This is a genomic window from Rhodobacteraceae bacterium S2214, from assembly GCA_025141675.1.
GTDB lineage: Bacteria > Pseudomonadota > Alphaproteobacteria > Rhodobacterales > Rhodobacteraceae > Yoonia.
Genome location: CP081161.1, coordinates 2,421,375 through 2,447,948, shown reverse-complemented (window position 1 = coordinate 2,447,948; position 26,574 = coordinate 2,421,375). Strand labels below are relative to the sequence as shown.

Annotated in this window: 25 protein-coding genes; 10 read left to right on the top strand and 15 right to left on the bottom strand. The window is 55.7% G+C overall.

Features of this window, described 5'->3' with window-relative positions; all coding sequences use genetic code 11:
* The first annotated feature begins 1 nt into the window (after nt 1).
* The gene (locus K3729_12245) at nt 2-682 is read left to right on the top strand and encodes a hypothetical protein (protein ID UWQ98227.1); all 681 of its coding nucleotides are present in this window, start codon (nt 2-4) and stop codon (nt 680-682) included.
* A 188-nt stretch (nt 683-870) separates the two neighbouring features.
* Here the strand turns inward: K3729_12245 and yghU are convergent, their stop codons facing one another.
* The 4 genes from yghU to K3729_12225 all read right to left on the bottom strand — a co-directional run bounded on the left by yghU (nt 871) and on the right by K3729_12225 (nt 4,503).
* A complete protein-coding gene (gene yghU, locus K3729_12240) occupies nt 871-1,734 on the bottom strand; it encodes a glutathione-dependent disulfide-bond oxidoreductase (GenBank protein ID UWQ98226.1) in 864 nt (287 codons plus the stop codon).
* A 125-nt stretch (nt 1,735-1,859) separates the two neighbouring features.
* Nucleotides 1,860-2,426 carry a YdeI/OmpD-associated family protein gene (locus K3729_12235; GenBank protein ID UWQ98225.1) on the bottom strand — a complete coding sequence of 189 codons (567 nt, stop codon included), beginning with the start codon at nt 2,424-2,426 and terminating at the stop codon, nt 1,860-1,862.
* Between the two features lie 2 nt (nt 2,427-2,428).
* The gene (locus K3729_12230; protein UWQ98224.1) at nt 2,429-3,061 is read right to left on the bottom strand and encodes a response regulator transcription factor; all 633 of its coding nucleotides are present in this window, start codon (nt 3,059-3,061) and stop codon (nt 2,429-2,431) included.
* Nucleotides 3,058-4,503: a cache domain-containing protein gene (locus tag K3729_12225; GenBank protein UWQ98223.1), complete on the bottom strand. Its 1,446-nt coding sequence runs from the start codon at nt 4,501-4,503 to the stop codon at nt 3,058-3,060. Before K3729_12225 ends, K3729_12230 begins: the two co-directional genes overlap by 4 nt.
* A gap of 250 nt (nt 4,504-4,753) precedes the next feature.
* Between K3729_12225 and K3729_12220 the strand changes: the two genes are divergently transcribed.
* The 4 genes from K3729_12220 (at nt 4,754) to K3729_12205 (ending at nt 11,407) form a co-directional block, all read left to right on the top strand.
* The gene (locus tag K3729_12220; protein UWQ98222.1) at nt 4,754-5,836 is read left to right on the top strand and encodes a TRAP transporter substrate-binding protein; all 1,083 of its coding nucleotides are present in this window, start codon (nt 4,754-4,756) and stop codon (nt 5,834-5,836) included.
* A gap of 160 nt (nt 5,837-5,996) precedes the next feature.
* Nucleotides 5,997-6,914, top strand: coding sequence for a C4-dicarboxylate ABC transporter permease (locus tag K3729_12215; protein UWR01040.1), 918 nt, complete (start codon nt 5,997-5,999; stop codon nt 6,912-6,914).
* A gap of 12 nt (nt 6,915-6,926) precedes the next feature.
* On the top strand, nt 6,927-9,281 hold the full coding sequence (locus K3729_12210) for a TRAP transporter large permease subunit (GenBank protein ID UWQ98221.1): 2,355 nt from the start codon (nt 6,927-6,929) through the stop codon (nt 9,279-9,281).
* An 89-nt stretch (nt 9,282-9,370) separates the two neighbouring features.
* Nucleotides 9,371-11,407, top strand: a complete 2,037-nt coding sequence (locus tag K3729_12205; GenBank protein UWQ98220.1) for an EAL domain-containing protein — start codon at nt 9,371-9,373, stop codon at nt 11,405-11,407.
* On the opposite strand, the gene K3729_12200 is transcribed toward K3729_12205, so the two are convergent.
* The 4 genes from K3729_12200 to K3729_12185 form a co-directional block, all read right to left on the bottom strand.
* Complete coding sequence (locus tag K3729_12200) at nt 11,404-12,222, bottom strand: arginyltransferase (protein UWQ98219.1); 819 nt, start codon at nt 12,220-12,222, stop codon at nt 11,404-11,406. The two genes, K3729_12205 and K3729_12200, sit on opposite strands and share 4 nt — an antisense overlap.
* Before the next feature lie 182 nt (nt 12,223-12,404).
* A complete protein-coding gene (locus K3729_12195; protein UWQ98218.1) occupies nt 12,405-12,821 on the bottom strand; it encodes a DUF2852 domain-containing protein in 417 nt (138 codons plus the stop codon).
* Nucleotides 12,822-12,871: 50 nt separating this feature from the next.
* A complete protein-coding gene (locus tag K3729_12190; GenBank protein ID UWQ98217.1) occupies nt 12,872-13,309 on the bottom strand; it encodes a DUF2852 domain-containing protein in 438 nt (145 codons plus the stop codon).
* Nucleotides 13,310-13,430: 121 nt separating this feature from the next.
* Nucleotides 13,431-13,901, bottom strand: a complete 471-nt coding sequence (locus K3729_12185; GenBank protein ID UWQ98216.1) for a YbaK/EbsC family protein — start codon at nt 13,899-13,901, stop codon at nt 13,431-13,433.
* A 68-nt stretch (nt 13,902-13,969) separates the two neighbouring features.
* Between K3729_12185 and K3729_12180 the strand changes: the two genes are divergently transcribed.
* Both K3729_12180 and K3729_12175 read left to right on the top strand, forming a co-directional pair.
* Nucleotides 13,970-16,741: a glutamine-synthetase adenylyltransferase gene (locus tag K3729_12180; GenBank protein ID UWQ98215.1), complete on the top strand. Its 2,772-nt coding sequence runs from the start codon at nt 13,970-13,972 to the stop codon at nt 16,739-16,741.
* On the top strand, nt 16,742-17,011 hold the full coding sequence (locus K3729_12175) for a hypothetical protein (GenBank protein UWQ98214.1): 270 nt from the start codon (nt 16,742-16,744) through the stop codon (nt 17,009-17,011).
* Here K3729_12175 and eda read toward each other — a convergent pair.
* Nucleotides 17,000-17,641 carry a bifunctional 4-hydroxy-2-oxoglutarate aldolase/2-dehydro-3-deoxy-phosphogluconate aldolase gene (gene eda / locus K3729_12170; protein UWQ98213.1) on the bottom strand — a complete coding sequence of 214 codons (642 nt, stop codon included), beginning with the start codon at nt 17,639-17,641 and terminating at the stop codon, nt 17,000-17,002. The two genes, K3729_12175 and eda, sit on opposite strands and share 12 nt — an antisense overlap.
* Before the next feature lie 117 nt (nt 17,642-17,758).
* Nucleotides 17,759-19,564 (bottom strand): phosphogluconate dehydratase, encoded by a 1,806-nt coding sequence (edd, locus tag K3729_12165; protein UWQ98212.1) that lies wholly within the window; start codon nt 19,562-19,564, stop codon nt 17,759-17,761.
* A 124-nt stretch (nt 19,565-19,688) separates the two neighbouring features.
* Here edd and K3729_12160 point away from each other — a divergent pair, with 124 nt between their 5' ends.
* Both K3729_12160 and K3729_12155 read left to right on the top strand, forming a co-directional pair.
* Entirely contained in the window at nt 19,689-20,885 is a 1,197-nt protein-coding gene (locus K3729_12160; protein UWQ98211.1) for a class I SAM-dependent rRNA methyltransferase, read from the top strand.
* Nucleotides 20,882-21,424: a PIN domain-containing protein gene (locus K3729_12155; GenBank protein UWQ98210.1), complete on the top strand. Its 543-nt coding sequence runs from the start codon at nt 20,882-20,884 to the stop codon at nt 21,422-21,424. Before K3729_12160 ends, K3729_12155 begins: the two co-directional genes overlap by 4 nt.
* On the opposite strand, the gene K3729_12150 is transcribed toward K3729_12155, so the two are convergent.
* The 5 genes from K3729_12150 to K3729_12130 form a co-directional block, all read right to left on the bottom strand.
* Nucleotides 21,421-22,107: a M48 family metallopeptidase gene (locus K3729_12150; protein ID UWQ98209.1), complete on the bottom strand. Its 687-nt coding sequence runs from the start codon at nt 22,105-22,107 to the stop codon at nt 21,421-21,423. The genes K3729_12155 and K3729_12150 overlap by 4 nt on opposite strands.
* A 79-nt stretch (nt 22,108-22,186) precedes the next feature.
* Entirely contained in the window at nt 22,187-23,371 is a 1,185-nt protein-coding gene (locus K3729_12145) for a VWA domain-containing protein (protein ID UWQ98208.1), read from the bottom strand.
* Nucleotides 23,372-23,374: 3 nt separating this feature from the next.
* Nucleotides 23,375-23,545: a hypothetical protein gene (locus tag K3729_12140; protein ID UWQ98207.1), complete on the bottom strand. Its 171-nt coding sequence runs from the start codon at nt 23,543-23,545 to the stop codon at nt 23,375-23,377.
* Between the two features lie 15 nt (nt 23,546-23,560).
* Nucleotides 23,561-24,910 carry a DUF2927 domain-containing protein gene (locus K3729_12135; protein UWQ98206.1) on the bottom strand — a complete coding sequence of 450 codons (1,350 nt, stop codon included), beginning with the start codon at nt 24,908-24,910 and terminating at the stop codon, nt 23,561-23,563.
* On the bottom strand, nt 24,907-25,356 hold the full coding sequence (locus K3729_12130) for a GNAT family N-acetyltransferase (protein UWR01039.1): 450 nt from the start codon (nt 25,354-25,356) through the stop codon (nt 24,907-24,909). The genes K3729_12135 and K3729_12130 overlap by 4 nt, the downstream gene beginning before the upstream one ends.
* An 820-nt stretch (nt 25,357-26,176) precedes the next feature.
* On the opposite strand from K3729_12130, the gene K3729_12125 reads away from it, so the two are divergent.
* Nucleotides 26,177-26,539: a hypothetical protein gene (locus tag K3729_12125; GenBank protein ID UWQ98205.1), complete on the top strand. Its 363-nt coding sequence runs from the start codon at nt 26,177-26,179 to the stop codon at nt 26,537-26,539.
* The last annotated feature ends 35 nt before the right edge of the window (nt 26,540-26,574 follow it).

Here is a 26,574-nt window from a genome sequence, read left to right as displayed (position 1 = left end):
CGTGAAAAAGCAACTTTTGGAGTACGTTCGCAACAGAGCCTTGAATGGACGTACGAGCTTTGAGCATTGCTTCGACTCAACATGGGAACACGCGTGTCGGTTTTTGTGGCATTTCGATCCACCAGAAGACACGTCATTCCAAGGCTACAAGCCGTCGAAATCAATAGCGCAAATGTTGGAAGTGATCGATGGGGACGCGTCGGGCGACATTCCCTGTATTCAGGCATTCTTGGACACGGCGCTTTGTTTGAATACTCATTTTTACGGCTGCTCTCGTGCGCTGACCGATCCGATGCCTGTTGATCATGATCTGGAACCGATCCTTGTTTCGCTAGAGCTGATTGATTCCAGCGGTTTACCTTCTAGGGAATTTCTACTGCACGCGTTGGGTCGCTGGGGCTTTTGCGATGGTAAAACTGGGCAATATGCTGAAGGAGTAGACGCGCTTCTTCGCGAAACGGCAGTTCAACTTGTTCAAACGGCATCGTCAGAGGACAAAGACTACATCCTTTCGAATATCGGATCTAAACCCCATGCATTGGAGAATTGGTTTTCGGCAAAGTGGCATTTTGGTGCCTGGCTAAGTGACGAGATTTGGAATAGAGACAGCAATTTTTTTGCGCACCACTGTGCATTTGGCTGGTTGATCCATCCAAAGGTCAAAGAGTTGCTCGCAGAATGAATTTTGCAAAACACGGGATACAATCTACATAAATTGCCGTTTAGCAATTGAGCGGTTTTTTTCGATTTTGAGAAGCGGTCGAGAAGGGTCACAAAGCCGGAACAGCCAAATTAATGCACCGATTACCGAATAGCAATCTCATCCGTCCGGATCGTGCCAAGCACCCGTAAATGCTTGGCAAGTTCGTTTTACTCAGCGTCTGCCGGTTTGATTTTGTCCCATGTTTGGGTATCAAAATCGCTCGCATCGTGGCGTTCACGTAGTTGCTGGTCTTCGTCGCCCCATGCTTTGTTCACCATCTTACCGCGCACCACCGCCGGACGTGCGGAGATGTCGTCCACCCAGCGGTTTACGTTTTTGTAGGATGCAACGTCGAGGAACTCGGCGGCTTCGTAGACCTGATTTTGCACGAGCGCGCCGTACCACGGGAAGGTCGCCATATCGGCGATGGAATAGTCGTCTCCGCCTAAATATTTGGCCTCGCCCAAACGACGGTCGAGCACGTCGAGTTGGCGCTTGGTTTCCATTGCAAAGCGGTTGATCGGGTATTCGAACTTTTCGGGCGCATAGGCGTAGAAATGGCCAAAGCCACCGCCGAGATAAGGCGCGGAGCCTTGGAGCCAGAACAGCCAGTTCAGGGTTTCGACCCGTGCCTTGGGATCGGTCGGCAGGAACGCCCCGAATTTTTCGGCCAGATACAGCAGGATCGCGCCGGATTCGAAGATACGCACGCCGTTGGTCTCATCGAACAGGGCGGGGATCTTGGAGTTCGGGTTCACCTCCACAAAGCCGGACGAGAATTGGTCGCCTTCTTGGATGTTGATTAGCCACGCATCATATTCGGCGTCTGTGTGACCTGCCGCCAAAAGTTCTTCGAACATGATCGTGACTTTGACGCCGTTGGGCGTTGCTAGCGAATACAGCTGGTGCGGGTGTTTGCCGATTTGGCGGTCTTTGTCGTGGGTCGCGCCTGCGATGGGGCGGTTGATATTGGCGAACTTGCCGCCGCTCTCGGCGTCCCATGTCCAGACTTTGGGGGGCGTATACGTCATGTTGTGTCCTTTGAGCGCGTTGTTCAAGTTGTGTTCAGTGACATAGGGGTGGCCGAGCGGATGTAAAACCACCACCTCAAAAATAGCAGAGATACATCACAGTTTAGCGATCTCGTGGCGGGTGTTTAGGTCTTGCGCATGCTCGGGATTTTCATCCCCGCTTGGCAAGATTCAATCAGAATACCGAGCCTTTTTAGTCGTGTATCTTCGTGTTTTGCGCTCATGACCCACCAGATGGAATCCCTTCTGTAGGATGGCGCGAGCGCATTGAGAAAATCCCATGCTGCCGGGTTGGCTTTGATTTGTGCCTCAAAATCCGGTGACAGCGGGACGTTGCGGTCCGCAGATGTGTAGCCTTTGGTGTCTTTACGGTTGTTGTAGACGTGCAGCCCCGCTGGTTTCATTAGCCCAAGCGGGATGAATTCCTGTACCTTTCTGACATTCACAGCACTCCATACGCTATTGATTTTGCGAGGCGTAAATCGAATTTTGTAGCTTTGATCGTCGATTGATTTGCGCACCCCGTCGATCCAGCCGTAGCATAGTGCGACGTCCACGGATTCCGACCATGTGATGCTGGGCCGTTTAGTGCTTTTGCGGTAGTAACCAACAGAAAGTTCTGTTGCTGCGGGATTTTCTGCGAACCAAGCCGCAAAGTCGTTCTTGGATGTAAAGAAGACAGGATCGCCCACACTTAACGTCCCGTGCCTTGGAGTACGCCGTGTTCCATTGCGTAGCGGGTCAGCCCAGCTGTACTGGAAATCCCGAGTTTGCGTTTGATGTTGTTGCGGTGTGTTTCAACCGTGCGTACAGAGATATTCAGCGTCGCGGCCACGTCTTTGTTGGACTTGCCTTGCGCCAGTTCCAGCAGGATCGTCTGTTCGCGCCCTGTCAGCGGTTCGCGCCCGTCTGCGATACGCGGCGACAGCGATGTTTTGGCCCCCGTACACAGGTATTGTTGGCCCGCCATCACGGTTTCAATTGCCGTCTTGATCTCGTCGGTCGGCACGTCTTTCAGGACATACCCTTTGGCGCCGTGTGAAAGGGCAGTGTTGATGTATTCGGGGCTGTTGTGCATCGAAAGGATCAGAATGCGGGTGTCTGGGCATTTCTCTAAGATCATTTCGGTCGCATTCAGTCCGCTCACGTCCGGCATGTTGAGGTCCATCAAGATCACGTCAGGCGCAAGATCACCGACCTGTTCAACCGCCTCGCGCCCGTTGTTCAGTGCACCGACGACCGTGATGTCGTCATAGCTTTCAAGGATCGCTTGGATGCCTTCGGTGACCATTGGGTGATCGTCTACAATCAGAACACGGACGTTCATGCGGATTTCCTTTGGTTGTCGTCGTCATTGCTGCCTGCCTCTGGGCGGAGCATATGTGTCAGGGGGACTTGGGCTTCAATCATTGTGCCCTGTGTCGAAGAGCGGATGCGCAATGTCCCTCCGATCTGTTCCAGCCGTTCTTGCATGTTGCGCAGGCCAAGACCACCACTGGTGCGGGCTTGGGATTTCTGGGCTGGCATGCCTTTTCCGTCGTCGGTGATCATCAGGTGAGCACCGCTACGTTTGCCCTTAAGCGATATCGTCACGTTTTGGGCGGCTGCGTGGCGTTCGATGTTGGTTAGCGCCTCTTGGGCGATCCGGTACAGCGCGATGCGGGCTTCTTGATCGAGCCGGTTGCGGAAGACCACGGTTTCCACGCTACAGGTCACGTCGGTCCGTTGGGCAAAATCATCCGCCAGCGATTGCAGGGCAGGGCCGAGACCGAGGTCATCCAAGACACCGGGGCGCAGGTCGCGGCTGATCCGACGGACTTCTTGGATTGCACCACCCAGCCCGTCGATGCCTTTATCAAGACTATCGCCCACACGATCATCGTTGATCTGGAACCGGCGTTTGGTCAGTTCCAGCGCGTAGCGGACCCCGACGAGCATCTGACTGATCCCGTCATGGAGTTCACGCGCCACCCGTCCGCGTTCTTCTTCTTGGGTGTCGATGATCCGTTGGGTCAGCGCCTTGAGTTTCACGTCGGCCAAACGCCGCTCACGGATATTGATCACCAATCCGCTCAGAAACACGCCAAGCAGGGCCACAATGACAATCGCCACGATGTAAACGGAGGTCTGCGCGATTCGTGATTCAACTTCGGCGCGTGCGGATGCAACCGTCTGTTGCACGTCATCGATAAAGATGCCGGTGCCAACGACCCAACGCCAGTCTTGTAGGCCGTTCACATAGACGATCATCCGACCTGTTTCGCCTGTCGACGGCTTTGGCCAATCGAAGCTGTGATAGCCTCCGCCAGTTCGCGCAATCCGGATCAATTCGTCTGTAATCGGAATGCCGCTGGCGTCTTCAAGGCCGGTCCAATTGCGGTTGATCAGGTAGGTCTGCCGCGGGGCGACGAGATTGTTACCGTCGTAATCGAACACGAAGAAGTAGCCGTCTTGACCATAAAGAATGGCTGAAAGTAATTGAGAAACCTCAAGTTTTGCCGCTTCGTCATCTGGCGCTGCTCGTCCGTAGGTGTTCACAAATGCGGTGCGTGCGATGGAAAGGTAGTTCTTCAGCTCTTCGCGCTTGGTGGCGATCAGCTGCGCCTCAAGCGCTGCAATTTCGCGTTCGGCCAAGTCGCGCGATTGGTTGGTCACGACAATCGAAATCACCGACACCGCAAGGATCAACGGGACCGTTGCCAGCAAAAAAAGCTTTTGCCCGTAACTGAAACTGAGTGCGCCGCGCAGGCGGTGAAAGATGTCTTTCATGGGGGGCGGGGATAGTCGCGAATCCCCGGCGAATCAAATCCGAATCGCACAACGGTTTATTGGATCATTGGCCGTTAGCGCCCAAACTTTGTTCAGAAAAATCGCAAATTCTGCAAATTCGACCACAAACTACGCAGAACTACGTATTTTACCTTCCGGACGACTAGGCTAGCTTTTGCCTACGAAATGATCCGCAGTGCGCCACTGGGAGGTGCGCGTGCTGTGAGGAATACCAATGGGAGGAAACCAAATGGATCGTCGTTCTTTTCTTAAAAATTCCGCGCTTGGCGGGACAGCTGCAGCAGCAACTACGCTGGCAGCACCTGCTTACGCGCAGGGCAAGCGGACACTGACGCTTGTCACAACATGGGGCCGTGGCCTTGCTGGTGTGCATGACGCAGCTCAGCGTGCCGCTGACACAATCACCGCAATGACAGATGGCGACCTGACCATCGATCTGAAAGCGGCTGGCGAACTCGTCGGTGCGTTCGAAGTGTTTGACGCTGTGACGTCTGGTCAGGCTGACATGTATCACGGTGCTGACTACTACTTCGTCAACCAGCACCCTGGTTACGCGTATTTCACATCCGTGCCTTTCGGCATGACGCCACAGGAAATCTCTAACTGGTATTACCAAGGCGAAGGCCGCGCATTCCACGACGAGCTGGGTTCCATCTTTGGTCTGAAATCCTTCCTCGCGGGTAATACTGGTCCACAGGCTGGTGGCTGGTTCTCAAAAGAGATCAACGGTCCAGAAGATTTCCAAGGTCTCAAGTTCCGTATGCCGGGTCTTGGTGGTCAAGCACTGGGTAAAATGGGCGCATCCGTTCAGAACCTTCCAGGTGCTGAAGTTTACCAAGCTCTCGCATCTGGCGCCATCGACGGCACAGAGTGGATCGGCCCATGGGCAGATGAAAAAGCTGGTTTCCAAGAGATCACAAAGTTCTACTACACAGCTGGTATGCACGAGCCGGGCGCAGCTCTGTCTTTGGCGACGAACCTCGACGTGTTTGAGAGCCTCTCACCTGCGCACCAGAAGGTCATCGAGATCGCATCTGGCGAAGCACACCAGTGGAACCTTGCCCAGTTCATGGACAACAACGGTGCAGCACTGCAGCGCCTGCAAGCTGGCGGCGTAAAAGTTCTGGAATTCCCTGACTCTGTTTGGGATGCAATGGGCGACGCAGCACGCGAAACGCTTGACCAGTACGCTGGTGATGACCTGTATGACCGCCTGCGCGCGTCTTACAACGCATCCATGGCTGCGTCTTCTGGTTGGATCCAGAAGTCCGAAGGTGCGTACCGCGCCCAGCGTGACCGCGTGATGGGTTAAGCCCGTAAGGCATTGTTCTAAATCAATAAAGATTGGCCCGGCATCTACGCGATGTCGGGCCATATTCGACATTTTTGCGTGGAGCGGGTTTGTTATTGAATCCCCGCGCACCGAGGACAGAAGTGGTACATCGCTTCTATCCGATATCATGAGGTGAATGATGTTCAGCACTCGTCGAAGTGAATTCCTCGATACAATTTTCAGCCCATTTTTTAATTTATGGGATGCTTTGACCAATCCATCCCTATGGCTGGACTGGTTAAGTTGGAATGGTACGGTTGAAGATAAAGAATCGCTTATGCGCTTTATCTATTATGGAGCGTCAGCGGAACTCTTCTTCATTCTATTCGGCATCTTCTGGGTCGTTACGATAATCGGCCTACGGCGCAATCAGTTTATGTGGGCCTGCGTGCGCGTGTTGGAAGGCTTTGCCAACGGCGTTGGTCGGTTCTTTGCGTGGGCGGGGCTGTTGATGGTGCTTCAGCAGATCATGATCATCTTTATGCAGCGGATTTTTGCGGTGTCAGAGATATCGCTCGGGTTCGGATCGGCCTTTACCAAGGACGTCAGCTGGTGGTCTGAAGAACTGAAGCTTTACAACGCGATGATCGTTTGTTTGTGCGCCACCTACACCTTTGTTCAAGGTGGCCACGTGCGTGTTGACCTTGTCTATTCCGCGATTTCGTTCCGCGCCAAGCGCACGATCGATATGATCGGGGCCATGCTGTTCATGGTGCCTGCTGCATTGCTGACATGGCTTTACGGTTGGTTCTTCTTGTGGCGTCACCTTGTAGTGCCGAACCCGTCTGCGTCTGATAGTCTTGAACGTCTGCTGGGTAAATCCCGTGCACTACGCTGGAATATTGAGACCATCGGGTTTTCACCAAACGGGTTCAACGCCTACTTCCTGTTCAAAATTCTGCTCGTGGTCTTCACCTTGATGGTGATCTTGCAAGCCATCGCGTTCTTCTACCGTTCATACCTTGAGCGCAAAGAAGGCGAGGATAGCGAAGGCAAATACCTCGACAAAGACAAGCTGGGTGACGCGCAAGCCGAACTCGTCGCTGAAATTCATTAAGGACCAAAGACCATGCTTTTTGGATTAGACGGCGTAGAAGTCGGTATTATCATTGTTTTCCTGACGCTCTTTGCGGGCATTCTGTCAGGCTTTCCCGTGGCCTTTGCGATTGGTGGCTCTGCGGTCATTTCATTCGCTGTGATTGCAGCACTCGATAGTTCGGGTCTTTTGATCCACGAGGCCATCGACACTGGATCGGACGCCTATGCGGCCTTGATCGCAGAAGGGGTCAGACCTGATGCCATATCAGTATTCCGAAACCCTGATTTGCCGATTTATGAAACGGCGCTGTTCCCGCAAGGGTGGGAAATGGCGCTGGATCGGAACGTTGGTTTCCTCGTGAACCGGATGAACGAACGCGTGCTCGCGGGTCAGTCTATTGAGACTCTGTTGGCCGTGCTGATGTTCGTCATGATGGGTATCGTGTTGGAACGGTCCCGTATTGCCGATGAATTGCTGACCACAATGGCGAAGGTCTTTGGCCCGCTGCCAGGTGGTTTGGCTGTGTCCATTGTGATCGTGGGAGCATTCCTCGCGGCGTCCACAGGGATCGTTGGTGCAACTGTTGTAACCATGGGTCTGCTGGCGCTGCCAACCATGTTGAAGAACGGCTATTCGCCGGAACTGTCTACTGGTGTGATTGCCGCATCCGGTACGCTGGGTCAGATTATTCCGCCATCCATCGTGATCGTTCTTCTCGGGACGCTCGCGGGCGACCTGTATTCCGCTGCACAAGAAGACCGCGCCCAATTGGCTGGCTGTTCAGACGCGCTGACGTTCCTTGGTGAGCCTGCGGTTGTGTCGGTGGGGACGTTGTTCCAGGCCGCTTTGTTGCCGGGTATCTTGTTGGCGTTCCTTTATGCCGCATATGCATTTGGTTTCGCATTGCTGAACCCATCGAAGGCCCCACCCGTGGAAATGGGCGAAGCGTCTAGCGGTGAAGTCATCACACGTAACGAAGCGCTGTTGTGGTTCCTTGGCGCACCTATCGCATTGATCGCCGTGTTCATCGCATTCGGTGCATTCGACATCCGCGGGTCACAGACAGTTATCGTTGATAGCTATACAGATGCAGGCCAAACGGCGTCCTTGCGGACCAATGTTGGTGAAGAATGCGCAGTCTCTATGCAGGAACTGCACGGTGCGGAAGCTTGGGCTGCGGCCTTGGCAGAACAAGCTGCAATTGATGATGCGGGTGGCGTTGCCGAAGCGCGTGAATTGTCGCCGGAAGAACGTGCGGCAGCTGTGGACGCGAAAGTAGCGGCAGCGGCACCGATCGGCACAGGCATCGGTCTGATCGCATTGCTGGCAGGTCTGACGTTGGTACTAGCACGCGGTGTTGCACCGTCTGCAAACGCGGCACCGCTGATCGCAGGTGCTGCTGGTGTGCTGGCCTTGTTGTTGGTCGATATCCTGTTGATCGGGCCATTGACGACGCCGGGAACGACCGTTGTCCTGATCGCATTGCCAATGATCGCGGTGTTCTATGGCATGAAACATGCATCTGCACGTTTGTTTGCCAATGAGATCGTCAAAGTGGTCTTCCCACCGTTGGTGCTGATCATTGCTGTGCTTGGGTCAATCCTTGGCGGGATTACAAACCCGACACCTGCAGCGGCACTTGGGGCAGGCGGGGCTATTCTGTTGGCCACCTTCCGCAAGCTGCAAGAGCAGGGCAAGTCCGGCAACATGGTGCTTTATACCACTGCTGCAATCATGATCATGCTGCTGGTTGGCACGAACTTTGATATGCGCCTTGGCCAAGAAGTCGTGTTGTTCGAAAACTACGTGGCCTACTTGGTTGCTTTCGCAGCCTTCCTGTTCTCGATGTTCGGTCTGATCTGGTCATGTGGCGTGTTGTTCACGGGCGGGGTTCTGTCCCCGGTGGTCCGCGAAACAGCGAAGGTCACGTCGATGGTCTTTACCATTCTGATCGGGTCGCAGTTGTTGAACCTTGTGCTGATTTCGTTCGGTGGTGAGCACTACATTCAGCAGTTCCTGCGGTCATTCGACAGTGAATGGCAGGTCTTCATCATCGTGATGCTGGTGCTGTTTGTGCTGGGCTTCGTGCTTGATTTCCTTGAAATCATCTACATCGTGATCCCGATTGTAGGGCCCGTTATCTACGGCGGTACATTCGATCCGAAGTGGGTCACGATCATGATTGCGGTGAACCTGCAGACATCGTTCCTGACGCCACCGTTCGGTTTTGCCTTGTTCTACTTGCGGGGTGTTGCCCCGAAAGAAATCACGACGGGTCAAATCTATCGCGGTGTGATGCCATTCATCGGGATCCAAGTTGCGGGCCTCGCGTTGCTTGCGGCCTTCCCAGCGGTGGTGACAATTGTTCCGAATTTGCTGAACTAACGGATGCGGCTTAGGTCCGCGTCAACGAAACCTTAGGAAGCCCCGGTTATGCAGAGCGCAGAACCGGGGCTTTCTTTATGAACCACGCGATGTCCGAACTCGTCCACGCCCACCACGGTGGCTTTGTCATCGTGGCGGCGTTCGTATGTACGATTGGTGCGGCTTTGACGGTCGTGCTTCTGATGCGGTCCAAGGCGTTGCGTAGAAGGCGACGTCAACTGCATCTGGGTCTTGCTGCAATGATTGCAGGGACCACTGTTTGGGCGACCCATTTTATCGGAATGCTGGGGTATAGCCCTGCGGAAACGACCGCCTATGAACCCGTTCTCACGGGGCTATCGCTGCTCATTGCTATCGGCGGCTGTACTGCGGCTGTCGCACTTGCCGCAATGCCGCAAATGCGATGGCGAAGCGTTGTGGGCGGCACGTTGTTCGGCCTGACCGTGACCGCAATGCATTACACTGGGATGGCAGCACTACAGGTTCCCGGACGGTTTGAATGGGACGCAGACCTCGTCATTCTGTCGATCGTTTTCGGCAGCGTGTTTGGCATGATCATGGTGCACCGCGTGATGCATCCTGTGACACGGTTTTGCTGGGCGGGTGCCACGGCCGCGATGGTTTTGTCGGTTTGCACCATGCACTTCACAGGGATGGCTGCGGCGACATTTGTCCCTGACCCCAGCTTTATCGTGCCTGCGCGCTTGATTTCGAACTTTGTTTTAGGGTTCATCGTTTTGACGGTGGTGAGCCTGATCCTGTTGATCGGCTTCACCACGTTTGTCATTGAAACTGAAATGAGCGCGGATACGCAACGCAAGCTAAGCGATGCCGTGCGCCGCGATCTGCTGACGACGTTGCCAAACCGTTTAGGCTTTGCAGAACGTGCCGCGCGACTGCAAAAACGGGTTGATCGAGGGCACCAAATCCGGATTGCAGTTCTGACGATTGATTTGGATTTGTTTAAACAAATCAATGATACGATGGGGCATGCAACGGGTGACATCGTGCTGCGGCACGTCGCTGATCAAATGAATGCAGTCCTGCAAGATCATGAATTCATCGCACGTATTGGCGGCGACGAATTCGCCGCGTTGAAGTCGGATTTGACCGACCCAGATGACGCGCGCGAATTTGCTATGCGTCTGCAAACCGCTATTGGCGAACCGTTGTATTTGGGCATGTCTGATCTGAAACTGGGGGTCAGCATCGGGATTGCGACGTACCCCGATGACGGGGATCAGCTGGAAACACTGCAACAATATTCCGATCTGGCAATGTATCAGGCCAAGGGCCAGTCGCGCAGTAAGATCGAGTTTTATGACAATGAGATTGAGCAACGCAGACGCGAAAAACAAGCGTTAATGGGTGATCTTAGCAAGGCAATCGACCGGGAAGAGTTGTTTTTGCACTACCAATTCCAAAACAGTATCGTCAGTCACGCCATCATTGGCTTTGAGGTTCTGTTGCGCTGGCGACATCCTGAAAGAGGGCTGATCGGCCCGAATGTCTTTATTCCACTGGCCGAGGAAACCGGCCTGATCAAGGATATCGGGATGTGGGTGATGCGGACTGCCTGCCAGGAAGCTGCAACATGGAATCAACCTTATCCGATTGCCGTCAACGTATCGCCGCAGCAATTGATCGAACCCGACTTTGTGACGCAGGTTCTTGCGATTTTGGACGAATGCCAGCTCGCGCCTGAACGCTTAGAGGTCGAAATCACCGAAGCCACGATCATTCAGGATCAAGAAAACGCGCTTGCCGTGATGCATAAACTGAAATCGATGGGATTACGCATTGCGATGGACGATTTTGGCACCGGATATTCGTCGTTGTCGACCCTGCAGGCCTTTCCGTTTGATAAAATCAAAATTGACCGCAGCTTTGTGCACAACGTCCATCAAAGCCGACAAAACGCAGCGATTGTGCGCGCCACGCTTTTGTTGGGCGGCGCGTTAGATGTGCCGGTTCTTGCGGAAGGGGCAGAGGTTGCAGAAGAAATCGCATTTCTAGTAGGAGAAAGTTGTGATGCGGTGCAAGGTTATTTCTTTGGCAAACCAATGCCAGTCGACGACGTTCGCGATGTCACGATGAAACAGGTCCGCGGACCGAAGATCGCTTAACCCGTTGGGCGGCTGTCTGGCAGACTGATCCGTGCCACTTGTTCGGCGATGGGATCGGTGCTCAGTGGATGCAGCGCGCTATCGTAGTCCGATGGTTCACGAATGGGCGCCCATTCACGATTGTGATAAACCTCTAACCCGCTGAATTTGGACTTATAATCCATCTTCGGCGATCCCGGCACCCAATAACCTAAATAGACATAGGGCAGGCCAAGGTCGATTGCGATGGCGATGTGGTCGAGAATGATAAACGTACCCAGCGACGATCGGTCAAAGTCCGGATCGAAGAATGAATACACAAGGCTCAACCCGTCATCGAGAATATCTGTCAGGCATACGGCCCGCAGATCTTCTGTTTCCTTGTCGGTATATTCGATCAATCGGGACCGGATCGGGGTTTCTTCGACCATGGCTGCGAATTCGAACATGTCCATGTCGGCCATGCCACCGGACGCGTGACGGCTATCCAGATAACGCCGGAAAAGGTCGTATTGCGCTTCAGTCGCCCAAGGCGACGTCGCGCGGCGTGACAGGTTCGTGTTGCGGTTCCTGACGCGTTTTTGGGATTTTGTTGGTACAAAGTCCGCCACACGAATGCGTGCAGACATACAGGCCGAACATTCCGAACAAGATGGGCGGTAAAGCACGTTCTGCGACCGCCGAAATCCCTGTTTGGACAGGCTATCATTCAGACGCGTTGCGGTGTCACCTTGCAAAGCAGTGAACAACTTCCGTTCCATCCGGCCCTCAAGGTAAGGGCAGGGTTGCGGGGCCGTGACATAAAACTGCGGCGCGATGGGAAGCGTGTGGCGCATGGTACTCTGTCGAAATGAACTAGGGTGACGTTAGCAAGCAATATCGCACAAACCAAGCCCCCCGAAAATAGCGAGGTTCTTACAAAGCAATCTTATGCCGTTCTTTCATGCATCCGCCCAAAAAAGGGGCGCCTTGCCCGGGGACACAGGCAAGGCGCGACGGGGATGGGGTGACACCCGTCTTAGAACGATGCGGACAATCTGCCTGCACGGTCATCCATAAATTGATCAAACTCAGTCGAGTCTTTCGCGGCGCGGAGGCGGTCCAAGAAATCTTCAAAGTTTTCTTGTTCATGCTCGAGCCGTTCCAGCATTTCGTCGCGGTATCGGTCAAAGCTGGCGTTGCCGCTGCGCCGTTGCGCGGCTTCGGGGGAAACGGTTTTTACGGCTTCACCAAGGGCTGCCATATCAATGCTATTCCCCATTCCCGGTGCAAATCCACCGCGCCATGCAAGGATGGCTGCGATTGCGATACCTGCCGGCCAAAAGACATTCAGCGCGACAATGGTGACCGGAATAGCAAACCCTGCAAACAACACGGTTGATACAATTTGGACAGCGACCGGCATCTGTTGTGCGGGGGGCGGTGTGTGCGTCATCAAAAAAAATCCTAAATCAAATGGGGTCCCCGAAGGGACCCGTTGAACCATTAGTGAGAGGTGTCAGCAGAGTCGTCAGATTTGTTCTGATGACCACGTTCGTCCATAAATTGGTCGAATTCTGCTTTGTCTTTGGCTTCGCGCAGACGTTCGAGGAATTCCTCGAAGTTTGTCTGTTCTTCTTCCAAGCGGCGCAGTGTTTCGTCTTTGTACGTGTCAAAGGCTGCGTTGCCGGTGGACCGGTTCATGTGGACAGAATGTGACCCACGGTGATAGCGTTTCTGGCTGTGCGTGCCCGAAAATTTGTTATTGATGACCATATAAGCCGTCATCGCCAGACCAACCGGCCAGAAAACAATATAGCTGCCGACCATTGCCGTGATCCATGCAGCCCGACCGCGTGCGTCCAACCACGCTTCGGTCCGGGCAAAAAAGCCAGGGGCCTGTGTGCCCATGGAAGACGTGGAGTTCAGGGTTGCGGTGTCCATCTCAAAATCCTTTGTGTGTAAGGTAGAGGGTCTTATGTTTATGCCCTTTACATTACTCAAGATGGGAGGTGTGGCGCATTCTTGCAAGGGATAATGTAAATGTTTTTTACATTAATCGGGATTAGCTTGTAAAATCAGCCTGTTGCGCGTTTGAAATTCGCAGCAGTTCATCTGGATTGATCGGAAAAATGTGCCGTGGCGTGCCCGCTGCCGCATAAATAACGTCGAATTCCGTCAATCTGGGGTCCGCGAACGCCCGTATCGGGTTCAGGTGCCCAACGGGTGAAACGCCCCCGATGGCAAAGCCGGTTTGTTTGCGTATCAGCGCGGCGTCCGCTTTGCCGAGCGGTTCGCCTGCGACGCGACTGGCTTTATCCGCGTCGACCGTATTGCCGCCGGCTGTCAGGAACAGGACCGCGTCACCGCTGTCCAAGCCTTGGAAGATCACAGATTTCGCGATCTGGTCCAAATGACACCCAGCCGCGTCTGCGGCTTGTTGCGCGGTTTTGGTCAGTTCTCCCATTTCCATCACGTCTGTTGTGATGCCTGCCGCTTCAAGGGCTGCTTTCACTCGTTTCAAGCTCTTGCTCATGGGAACGTCCTTGCCTAGCGTGGACCTCCAACACATCATCGCGTTTTCCTAAAGACAAGAGCTTCCCCATGAGTATCGCCGACCGGATGACCCGTTGCCCGCATCCGTTTAATGCCGAACGGGGCGCGGATGCTTTGGCTGCGTTTGATGCGTTGCCGGATGGATTGGCGGATCTGGTCAGGGGCACGGCGGGGTCTAGTCCGTACCTTGCAGGTTTGCTGAAAAGCGAAGCGGATTGGGTCATCCCCGCAATGGATGATCCAGAGACGGCGGTCGCTGATATTCTGGCAGGAGTGCGCGGTTGTCAGGCCGCTGATCTGGCAGATCACCTACGCCAAGCCAAACGCCGGATTGCGTTGATCACGGCATTGGCGGACCTGTCGGGCGTGTGGCCTTTGGCGACCGTCACGGGGACCATTACCGATTTTTCCTATGCCGCTGTTCATCAATGCATCACGCAATTGGTTGCCGCAGAGATCAAACGCGGCAAGTTGCCGGGGATGGTCGATGCGGATGCCGAAACCGGGGCAGGGATGGTGGCGCTCGCAATGGGCAAAATGGGCGCGGGGGAGCTGAATTATTCATCGGATATCGACCTAATTTGTCTGTTTGATGAAACGCGGTTCGACCCTGATGACTACCACGACGCCCGCGCCGCATTTATCCGCGTGACCCGCAAGATGACGGCGATCATGCAGGATGTGACTAAGGGCGGCTATGTGTTTCGGACCGATCTGAGGTTGCGTCCCGATGCATCGTCCACACCTGTTTGCATCTCGATGGAAACGGCTGAACGGTATTACGAAAGCCTTGGCCGCACGTGGGAACGCGCCGCGTACATCAAGGCAAACCCCTGCGGTGGTGATCTTGCGGCGGGGATGCGGTTCTTGGACACGTTGCGGCCGTTTGTCTGGCGTAAGCATCTGGACTTTGCTGCGATTCAGGACGCCCATGATATGCGGTTGCTAATCAAGGATCATAAGGGGCTGGGCGGGACGCAATCGCTTGAAGGCCACAATATGAAGCTGGGGCAGGGTGGTATTCGCGAGATCGAATTTTTCACGCAGACCCGACAGTTGATTTCGGGCGGGCGAGATCCGTCATTGCGGACCCGCGAAACGGTGGAAGGGTTGCAGCGCTTGGCGGCAGCGGGCTGGATCACCGACGATAATGCGGCAGAACTGACCGACCATTATGAATTCCACCGCGAAGTCGAACATCGGTTGCAGATGATTAATGACGCGCAGACCCATACATTGCCGACGACCGATGACGGGTTTGCCCGCTTGGCGGCGTTGATGGGGCGCAATGTGGCGGGGCTGCGGGCGGATATTCAGACGCGGTTGGACGCGGTGCACGAACTGACGGAAAGCTTCTTTGCGCCAGACGAGGTCGCAGCTGAAGACGATAGCGATTGGGGTAAAGACACCACAGACCGTTGGCCCACGTACCCCGCGTTGCGATCTGACCGCGGGCAGGCGATTTTTGATCGGTTGCGGCCTGATATTATGCGCCGTCTGGCGGCGTCTGCAAAACCGGACGAGGCGCTCGCGCAGTTTGACGGTTTCCTTGCGGGACTGCCAGCAGGCGTGCAGCTGTTTTCGTTGTTTGAAGCGAACCCACAATTGACCCAATTGGTCGTGGATATTGCAGCGACAGCACCTGCCTTGGCCCAATATCTTTCGCGCAATTCAGGTGTGTTTGACGCCGTGCTGGGGGGATCGTTCTTTGGCGATTGGCCGGGTGCGGATGCGTTGACTGTGGAAGCGACCAAGGTCCTGTCGGCCGCACCCGATTACGAGGCGCAATTGATCGCGTTGCGGCGTTGGGCAAAGGAATGGCATTTCCGAATTGGCGTGCATTTGTTGCGCGGTTTGACCGATACGCCCACAGCGGGGCAGCAATATGCGGACCTTGCGGCGGCCTCTATAGCGGCTGTTATGCCAGTGGTCGAAGTAGAATTTGCTCGGAAACACGGGGCCGCCCCCGGTCGTGGGGCCGCTGTTGTAGGCATGGGGTCGCTGGGTGCGCATCGTCTGACGGCGATGTCGGATTTGGACCTGATCGTGATTTACGATGCAGGCGAGGCCGAAATGTCCGACGGGCCACGCCCGCTGGCCGTGCGACCGTATTTTGCGCGTTTGACACAAGCCTTGGTGACCGCACTTTCCGCGCCAATGTCCGAAGGTCGGTTGTATGAAGTGGACATGCGGTTGCGTCCGTCGGGACGGCAAGGGCCAGTGGCGACATCGTTGCCTGCTTTCAAGAATTACCAATTGAACGAAGCATGGACGTGGGAACATCTTGCGCTTACGCGGGCGCAACCGATTGTTGGCGATGCGGGATTGTGTGCTGAAATCACGGATTTTCTGGGCGTCGTCGTGGCCACACACCGCGACAAAGCGGGGATCATGACAGACCTGCGGGATATGCGGCGCCGGATCGCGGATGCACGTGGGGACGGGGCCGCGTGGGATGCCAAGAACGGTGCAGGACGTCTGCAGGATTGCGAACTGTTGGCGCAAGCGGCTGCTTTGCGTGCAGGTCAGGCTGTTATCGCAACGGAAGACCAGATTGCGGCGGGTGTCGCGGACGGGTGGCTCGATGCCGCGCAGGCCGATGCGATCCTGCGGGCGTATCGTCTATTCTCAGCGGTGCAGGGCGCTGCGCGTTTGTTGACAGGCGGGGTGCTGGACCCTGAACAGATCGGCGTGGGCGGATGTGCTGTGGTGCTACGCGAAACGGGGGCAGAGGATATGCAATCGCTCTTGACCCAGATGGATGATGCCGCGACACAAGCGGATGCCGCGATAACGGCGCTATTGGCAGGAGAGACTTAAATGGCTGAAAGAGATCCGCTCGACCCCAAAGGTCTGATCCGCGAAGCCTACAACATCGACGGCATTTCATCCTATGAATGCCGGTCAATTTTTCTGGATTGGGCGTTGAGCCACAATAGCGACGATCATACGCCTGCCATTGAAAAGCTGCTGACGGCTTACGGGCCGGGGCGGTTGGATCATCCGATGACACAAACGCTAACGGCCGCATTGGCGGATGCCAGCCCCGCCAAACGACGGGGCGGGCGAGCTGCGAGATTAGCGCGTTAGTTTTGCGGCTTCGGCTGCGATGGCAGTGATGCCAGCCCAGTCGCCCGCATCAATCAGGTTTTTGGGGGCAACCCAGCTACCACCAACACAAAGCGTGTTCGACAGGCTCAGGTAATCCGGTGCGTTCTTCAATGACACACCGCCTGTTGGGCAGAACTTCACCTGTGGGATCGGACCGCCGATACCTTTCAGGGCTGCGGCACCGCCATTTGCTTCGGCCGGGAAAAATTTCTGCACCCAATAGCCGCGTTCCAGCAGGCGCATCGCCTCGGAGGACGTCGCGATACCCGGCAGCAATGGTAGATCGTTGGCTTCACACGCGTCGAGCAGTTTGTCAGTTGCACCCGGAGATACGCCAAATGTTGCACCCGCGGCCTTCGCATTTTCCACGTCTTTCGGCGTCAACAATGTGCCAGCACCGACAACGCCGCCCTCAACTTTTGCCATCTCGCGGATCACGTCCAACGCGGCTGGCGTGCGCAATGTGACTTCCAACGCCGGCAAACCGCCAGCAACAAGTGCTTTTGCGAGTTCTTCGGCAGTGTCGGCTTTTTCCACAACCAGCACAGGCACAACAGGGGCGAGGGCGCAAATGTCGGCGGCGGCTTGAGAGGCGTCTTGCGGTGTCATTGGTATCTCTTTCGTCTGCGTTACGTATTATGCGGCGGCAGTATCAGGCGCTGGTGTCGCGGGAATTTTTGTCCCCGTTTCTTTTGGCTCCAAATATCCCCGCCGGAGGCATAAAAGTTAAACCACAACGCCTGCGCCTTCAGAGGCACGTCCGACGTTCTGGCGGAAGACCTCGAACAATTCGCGGCCAACCCCGTTTCCATTGCCAGTCAGGTCCGCAACCGCAAGGTCGCGTGTGTCCAGATCGACGCCGACTACATCAATGGTCCCGGTCGTGGCGTCAAGGCGGATGATGTCTCCGTCTTGGATTTTCGCAAGCGGTCCGCCATCTGCAGCCTCTGGGCTGACGTGGATTGCGGATGGGACTTTACCGGATGCGCCGGACATGCGGCCGTCCGTGACGAGTGCGACCTTGAGGCCCCGATCCTGCATGATCGATAGGGTCGGCGTCAGGCCGTGCAGTTCTGGCATGCCGTTGGATCGCGGTCCTTGGAAACGTACAACGATGATTGTGTCTTGCGCCAATTCGCCCGCCTTAAACGCTGCTTTAACAGCGTCTTGGGTGTGGAAGACCTTTGCCGGTGCTTCGACGATGTGCCGTTCTGGTGCCACGGCGGACGCTTTCATCACGCCGCGCCCAAGGTTGCCCGCAAGCTGCACAAGCCCGCCTGTCGTCGCGAATGGATCGGATACGGGGCGCACGATCTTTTCGTTCAAGCTCTTTTTCGCACCTGCGCGGTAGCTGACGCGCCCGTCTTTTAGTTCGGCTTCATTGCGGTAATGCGACAGCCCGTCGCCCGCGACGGTTTTCACGTCGTCGTGCAGCAGACCCGCATCCAGCAGATCGTTGATCAGGTACTGAAGCCCACCCGCCGCGTGGAAGTGGTTTACGTCCGCCAAACCGTTTGGATAGACCTTGGCCATCAAAGGCACGGCCTTTGAGATGTCATCGAAATCTTCGAGGTCGAGGATCACACCCGCCGCCCGCGCCATGGCTGGCAGGTGCAGCACAAGGTTGGTTGACCCGCCCGTTGCCATCAGGCCGACAAGGCCGTTCACGAATGTTTTTTCGTCGAGAATATCGCAGACCGGCCGGAATTCGTTGCCAAGGCTTGTGATTGCAGCGGCGCGTTCTGTGCCTGCAACGGTCAACGCGTCGCGCAGCGGTGTATTCGGGTTCACGAAAGACGCGCCCGGTAGGTGCAGCCCCATGAATTCCATCAGCATTTGGTTGGTGTTGGCCGTGCCATAGAAGGTACAAGTGCCCGGACCATGGTAAGCGGCCATTTCGGCGGCCATCAGTTCTTCGCGCGTGGCTTCGCCGATGGCGAATTTCTGGCGCACTTTGGCTTTTTCATCGTTGGGTAGGCCGCTGACCATTGGACCTGCAGGCAGGAATACGGACGGGATGTAGCCGAATGTCGCTGCTGCAATTACCAGACCCGGAATGATCTTGTCGCAGACGCCAAGGTAAACTGCCGCGTCAAAGACGTTGTGGGATAGGCCGACGCCCGCCGCCAATGCGATCACGTCACGCGAAAACAGGGACAATTCCATGCCTGTTTCGCCTTGAGTCACGCCGTCACACATCGCAGGCACGCCACCTGCAACTTGGGCCGTGGCCCCAACCGCGCGCGCGGCTGACTTGATCAGGTTCGGATATGTTTCAAACGGTTGGTGCGCGGACAACATATCGTTGTATGCGGTGATGATCCCGATGTTTGGGGCCTTGCCTGCTGCCAGATCACCCTTTTGTTCGCCCATTGCCGCAAATGCGTGAGCCTGACCGCTACACGAAATATGCCCGCGACGCGGCCCGTCAGAGGCGGCCTTTGCCATCAAATCCAGATAGGCCCCGCGTGTGGCTTCGCTCCGTTTGCGAATACGGTCTGTGACTGCGGCGATTTGGGGGTTCAGTGTCATGACGCACCTCTACGTTTGATTTGGTGTTCTCGTAGCAGGGTTTGTTAGCGCTAACAACAGTGTTCTTTGTCGCAGTCTGGCTGGGCTCTTTCCAAGGGACGGTGTTTCGCTGTAGGAGGCAGGTATGACAGATACAGCTTCCCCCACAGTGCGCCTGAACCCGAAGGGTGATGCACGCGCAATTCGGCATGGTTTTCCATGGGTTTACGCAAACGAGGTGGTCATGGACCGCCGCACCAAAGGCATCAAGGCGGGCACAATCGCGCGGCTTGAAGATGCCGAACGCCGCCCGTTGGGGATGGTCGCGGTGAACCCGCAGTCGAAAATCATCTGCCGGATGTTGGACCGCGATGAAAATGCGGTGATTGATCAGGCGTGGTTTGCGGCGAAGCTACAGCGTGCGTTGACGCACCGCGAACGGATGTTTGCGGAACCGTTCTATCGGTTGGTTCATGCCGAGGCTGATGGGCTGCCGGGTGTTGTAATTGACCGCTTTGGCGATACGGCTGTTGTGCAGCCCAACGCCGCCTATGCGGATGCGAATATCGAGGCGCTGGTTGAGGCATTGGTCGATGTGACGGGTGTTGCGACCGTGGTGATGAACGGAACGGGGCGTGCGCGGACCTTGGAAGGTCTGGACGAACGCACCGATGTGATGGTGGGCCAGACGCCCACAGCGGCAATTCCGGTACAGATGAACGGTGCGACCTATATGGCGGATGTCATTGGTGGCCAGAAAACGGGTCTGTTCTTTGACCAACGTCCGAACCATGCCTTTGCGGCGTCGCTGTCCAAAGGCGCACGGGTTTTGGATGTTTTTTCACACGTTGGCGGGTTTGGTCTGGCAGCTTTGGCTGGTGGTGCGACGTCTGCATTGGCCGTTGACGGATCGCAACCAGCATTGGATCTCGCTGCACAAGGTGCTGAGGTGATGGGCGTGTCTGATAAGTTTACAACGCGTAAGGGCGATGCCTTTGACGTACTGACGAAATTGGCGGAAGAGGGCGAGACGTTCGACGTGGTGATTTGTGATCCACCCGCGTTTGCGCCGTCGAAAAAAGCGATGGAAGCAGGCCTGCGCGCCTATGAACGTGTCGCGCGCCTTGCGGCACCTTTGGTTGCTGAAGGTGGCTATTTGGGGCTGTGTTCGTGTTCACACGCAGCGGACCTCACAAAATTCCGCAATGCCTCTGCGCGTGGCATTGGCCGTGCAGGGCGTCGCGGTCAGATCATTTACACAGGCTTTGCCGGTCCTGATCACCCGTTGATGCCACATCTGGCGGAAACAGGTTATCTGAAGTCGGTGTTCTTCCGCCTGTGAGGATCTTGGTCGATACCTGCGTTCTATACCCAACAGTCATGCGCGAAGTCGTGCTTGGTTGTGCGCAGGCGGGCCTATTCGAAGTTCGCTGGTCAGCACGCATTTTGGAAGAATGGGCGCGGGCAGCACGCAAGATCGGACCAGAAGGGGAAACCTTGGCGCGTGGCGAAATCGCGGGTGTTTCTGCCCGTTTTCTAAATGCTGTGGTGGCCTATCCCGAAGACAAGCTGCGTCAGTTCTGGTTGCCCGATAAGGACGATATCCACGTGCTGACGGCCGCTGTAGTTGGATCTTGCGACGCGATTATGACGGTGAACGTCAAGGATTTCCCGAAGGATGTGCTGGCCGAAAACGATCTGGATCGGCTCAGCCCTGACGTTTATCTTGTGGAAATGTTCCATCAAAACCCGGATGTGGTGCGCGGCGTTGGCGACGCGGTGCTGTCTGAGGCGCGGCGATTGTCAGGCGACGATTGGCAGATGCGGCCATTGATGAAGAAGGCACGCCTGCCGCGTTTGGGCAAAGCCCTAACGGCCTAGGTCTGCCATTTCGCAGCGTTTGCTTCAATCGCCGCGATCCGTTGGTCGGTCTTTGGATGGCTCATGATCCACGCGGGAATTTTTGCACCACGTGCGCCTGTCAGCGTTTCGAGTTTATGGAATAGCGAAATCTGCGGCGCGGTGCCGATGCCGGATTTCACGAGCAGGGCAGAGGCGTAGGCGTCAGCTTCAAATTCGTCCTTGCGAGACAAACCTGCCGCCAGAAGACGCATTGCATGCCCTGCGATCCAGTTGCCAATACCAAAAGGCAGGAACCGTCCCAGCACCATTGCAATCGCGGTACGCGCAGCGTTCTGGCCGGAAAAGTCGATCATGCGGCGGCGGGCATGGCCCAGTGCTACGTGCCCGAGTTCATGGGCAATCACGCTGGCCATTTCATCAGCGGACACCTTGCCCGCGCGGTACTTGTTGAAGAAACCGCGCGTGATGAAGATGCGACCATCAGGGGACGCGAGGCCATTTACAGGATCAATTTCGTAGATATTGACCTTGATCTGCTTCAGATCCAACGCACCAGCCATCTGATCACAGAGCTGGCGCAGCATGGGATCGGTTAACGGCGTTGATTTCTGATCAAGCTCGCGCTGCGTCCGCCAAACGGAAAAGCGATACATGGCGAGGCCGTACAGAACGGCGAGCAAAATAGGGGCGAGGCGCAACATGCCCTAGATATGGGGTGCGGGGGCGTGCAGGGCAAGCGGTGGAATGAGTTGTTTTGGCGAAGCGAAGGGGAAGGCGCGCCTAGCCAAGCGACTTCATCCCCTTGGTGAGCCCTGCGATGGTCATTGGCACCATGCGGTCTGCACCGAAAATTTGCTGGATCATCTGGGTGGACTGGGTGTGACGCCAGTAGGCTTCGTTCAGGGGATTGATCCAAATGTGGTTGGGCCATTGGTCGCGGACGCGGGTCAGCCAGACTTCGCCGGATTCGGGATTATAATGCTCATTCGCGCCGCCGGGGTAGGCGATTTCGTAGGGTGACATGGATGCGTCGCCAACGATGATGCATTTGTAGTCGGACCCGTAGGTGCGCATGATTTCATGCGTATCGGTCTGGTCGTTCCAGCGGCGGCGGTTGTCGCGCCAGACGCCTTCGTAGATGCAATTGTGGAAGTAGAAATGCTGCAGCGTTTTGAATTCGGATTTGGCCGCTGAAAACAGTTCTTCGACCATTTTGATGTGCGGATCCATGGACCCGCCGATATCGAGAAACAGCAAGACTTTGACGGCGTTGCGCCGTTCAGGCCGCGTTTTGACGTCGATGTAGCCATTTTCGGCCGTCGCGCGGATGGTGCCGTTCAGGTCGAGTTCTTCGGCGGCCCCGTCACGTGCCCAAGACCGCAGGCGTTTCAGGGCGACCTTGATATTGCGGGTTTGCAGTTCAACCGTGTCGTCCAGATTGCGGAATTCGCGCTTGTCCCAGACTTTGACGGCGCGTTGATGGCGCGATTTGTCTTGGCCGATGCGGATGCCCTCGGGATTGTAGCCGTAGGCGCCAAACGGGGACGTGCCAGCTGTCCCAACCCATTTAGACCCGCCCTGGTGGCGACCCTTTTGTTCTTCGAGCCGTTTCTTCAGCGTTTCCATCAGTTTATCAAAGCCGCCTAGTGCTTCGATCTCGGCTTTTTCTTCCGCACTCAGGTGCTTTTCAGCGAGCTTTTCCAGCCAATCTGCGGGCAGGTCGACTGCGTTCAGAACCTGATCTGTGGTGATGTTTTCCAGCCCTGCGAAGGTTGCCCCGAATGCACGGTCAAACCGGTCGAGGTGCCGTTCGTCTTTGACCATCACAGTGCGCGCCAGAAAGTAGAACGCGTCCACATCATAGGTCGCCAGTCCCGCCTGCATCCCTTCGAGGAAGGCCAGAAATTCGCGCAGCGTCACAGGAACCTTTGCCGCGCGGAGGTTTTCGAAGAAGGGCAGGAACATCGTTTAGATGCTGGCGCGTTCGATCAGCACAAGTGCGAACATGCCGATGATGCCGCCCATGATCGCCAGCACGCCGCCCCATTGCAACAGATCAAGCATCTTGCCACCGCGCCGTTTGGCGCTGAGCGCCCCAAGAATGGCACCAATCAGAAGGCCGGAAAGGGGGTAAATCATCGCGCAAATCGTCCTTTAGAGCGGGCGCAGCGCCCTGATCTCGTTCAGACGGGCCTGCACAAATACATCCTGACCAAAGCCGTATCGCGCCCAACCCAGACTGTCCAGACGCACCGCTTCGGCCTCTGTGGTGTTGCCTTGCAGCATAAGTGCTTCGGCCTTGAACATCATCAACGTAGCAAGCAGGGCGGCGTTTTGGTGGTCACGGGCGAGGGGAATTGCACCGTTTGTCAGCGCGATGACGGCCTCTGCATCCCCCGCAGTGAGCGCAAATGCCGCACGTTGCACGGCGATGTGTGCTGCGTGAATTTGTGTCGCAGGATTGGACCGGTAGATGCGGTCGGCCGCGTTGAAAGAGGCCAGCGCAAGTTCGGAATTGTTCCCGACTTGCAAACGTCCATGGGCGTAATGTGCAAATGCTTCACGTGTGCCGCCCCAGCCGAAGGCGTTGCCAATCTGGATTGCGTTTTGGGCAGCTGCGCGGCGGCGCGATGGTGTTGCTGCACCCGACAGCGCCGTTTGAACGGCGTCAATCCAGTCGCGATTGGTGTCATCTTCGGGGAACCGCGATCCGCGATTGCCCGCAGGGTTCAGCCGGGCAAGAAGGGCAGGGAGCTTTTCTGCCACTTGACCGCGTGTCATGCCGTTTGCCAATTCAGGGGCGTAATACGCTTTCAAAACCAGCATATCAAAGCTGGTCAGTACGTTGTGGATGTTGTCGTCGTTGAACACCGAATCCGGCAAGCGGTACAGATCGTTGAGCGGTCCAAGCGCTTGCGCCAGTTCTTCATGCAGACAGTCGCGGATTTCCTGCGGGGCCACATCGGACGGCACAAACATAATTGCGCGGTCGCGGCGTGTCAGCGTGGTCCAGTCGACCGTGTCGGTCCGGCGGACGCGCAGGAATTCGTCCCAACTGGACACGCGGGGTACAACAAAACAGGCTGCACGCGGCACCGCGTCGTTCAGCACGCGACGGGGGATGGCCTGCACGATGATCTGTGGCTGTGCGGCCTCTGACATGTCGATGTTGATGTTCGCTTCGCGCCGTAGACGGCTAAGCAATTGATCAAGGTCATTCAGCAATGTGTCAGAAATTTCGCCCTGTACACGGACATTAATCGGCCCTTCGAAACGGGTCATAAACGGGATTTGTTTGCCGCTTTCCATGCGGAACGACAGGTCGAGAAAGTCCTGCGAAATCTCGGTGTTTGATCGCAATGGGGTGCGCACGGGCACAGCCGCGAAAGTTTTGACCGGTGGCAACACGGACGCAATCGGGGCCGCGCGGGTTGCGGCGACGTCTTGCGGGACGGGTGCACATGCCGTGAGAACGGCGAGGCTGAGGGCTGCGAGACGGCTCATGCGGCGGGCCGTTGGTATTTGATGAAATTAGTCAGGTGACCTACGCGGTCATACAGCTGGCGACCGGCGGCGTTGTCGTCTTGGGTCAGCCAGTACACGTTCGGCGCACCATAGGTGTCGGCGGCGGCATAAACCGCTTCGATCAATTTCCGACCGCAGCCAGTGCCACGCGCGGCGGGGTTGACGTAGAGATCTTGCAGATAACAAACCTTTTCGATTTTCCAGCCGTGGCGGTGGAAAAGGTAATGGGCGAGGCCAATCAGTTCGCCATCTACTTCAGCGACAAGAGCGGAAAAATCCTGCGGATCGTCGCCCAAAAGGCGGTCAAAGGTGGACGCAAAGATGTCAGACGGCAAAGCGGTGCCGTAGAATTCAAGATAGGCGGTCCACAGCCCGGACCACGCCGCCTGATCAGCTGCGTGAAGCGGGCGAATGATGACCGGCATTTTTGCCTTGGTCACGTCTGCTCTCCTCAAGTGCGTCAATCTTGCCTGCCACAAGACTGCGTCCCCTCGTGTGTGTGGCTACGGCAAATGCGCGGCCATCATGGTGGGGGCAGGTTGATTAAAGGTGAACAGAGGGAGGCACGCACCTGATATTCGGGATAGTACCCGCTTTCTCGGTACTGCGTTGCACAGAAGACTCAGACGTTTGTGGTGGCGGTGGCGCAGCGGGCTAGATGTTGATGCAAGATTCTGAAGGGATCATGGTCAACAGCTCGCTCTATTAGATTTTACAGATCAACTGATAAGAGAGCGAATGTCTGTTTCGTGTCAAACCAACTATGCACTCTTGGAACGCCTGACTGGAAAATCTCAATCGAGAAACCCAAATCGTAACTGACCTTGATATTTGGGGAGACGATTTCACCGAATTTTATGAGATATTTAGCGAGAGAGATGGCACTGAGTATCTTGTTAATGCGAAGCTTGTCCCAAGCGAATTTGCATGGGCTGAAACCACCAAGGATGGTTTCCCTTCAGCGATATTAAAAGGGCTGTACCCGTGGCCTCATTGACTGTTGCGGAACTTGATGAATTCTCGCGTGGGCTTGGCTCCGAAGCGTTGGTTTCGACCGATGTACAAAGTGTAACAAAGTCCGTCTCTTACTAGCTTAAGCGCTGCTAAGCGAACGGCGGTAATTTCCGGACCGGCAACTGGTGATCAGCGCAGTGATGATGTTGGAAGAGCCAAAGTTTCCAGATGCTGCAAAGTCCTTCAACATCGACTAAAGACTTGGGGGCTGCGCAATAAAAGAGGACGGAAATGCTGAGGAAATTGCTTATTTGGGTGGGCGCGCTATTGGCATTGATTTTCATCGGGGGAAATCTTTTTCTGTTTCCGCCGCTCCCAAATCTCCCCGAAATTGCTAAAGGACTTCCGAGTAATTTCTCCGAAGCTGACGAAGAGTTTAATAGGCGAGTGTTGGCAGCATTCCCGATGCCATTAACGGTCGAAGAACTCACCGATCGGTTGAGCGAGCAAGGGTTTAAAGTTTATGCTGAAAATAACTATGGAAACTTTGAACAGAGCGGTTTTCCCTGCACGCTAATCTGGAGAATCCTTTGGGAAGAAGTAGATGGTGCTGTCAGCGAAATGACATCAAAATATGGGGGCATATGTCTGTAAGGCAGGTTCAGTCACCGAAGAAGCAACCGTTGGCG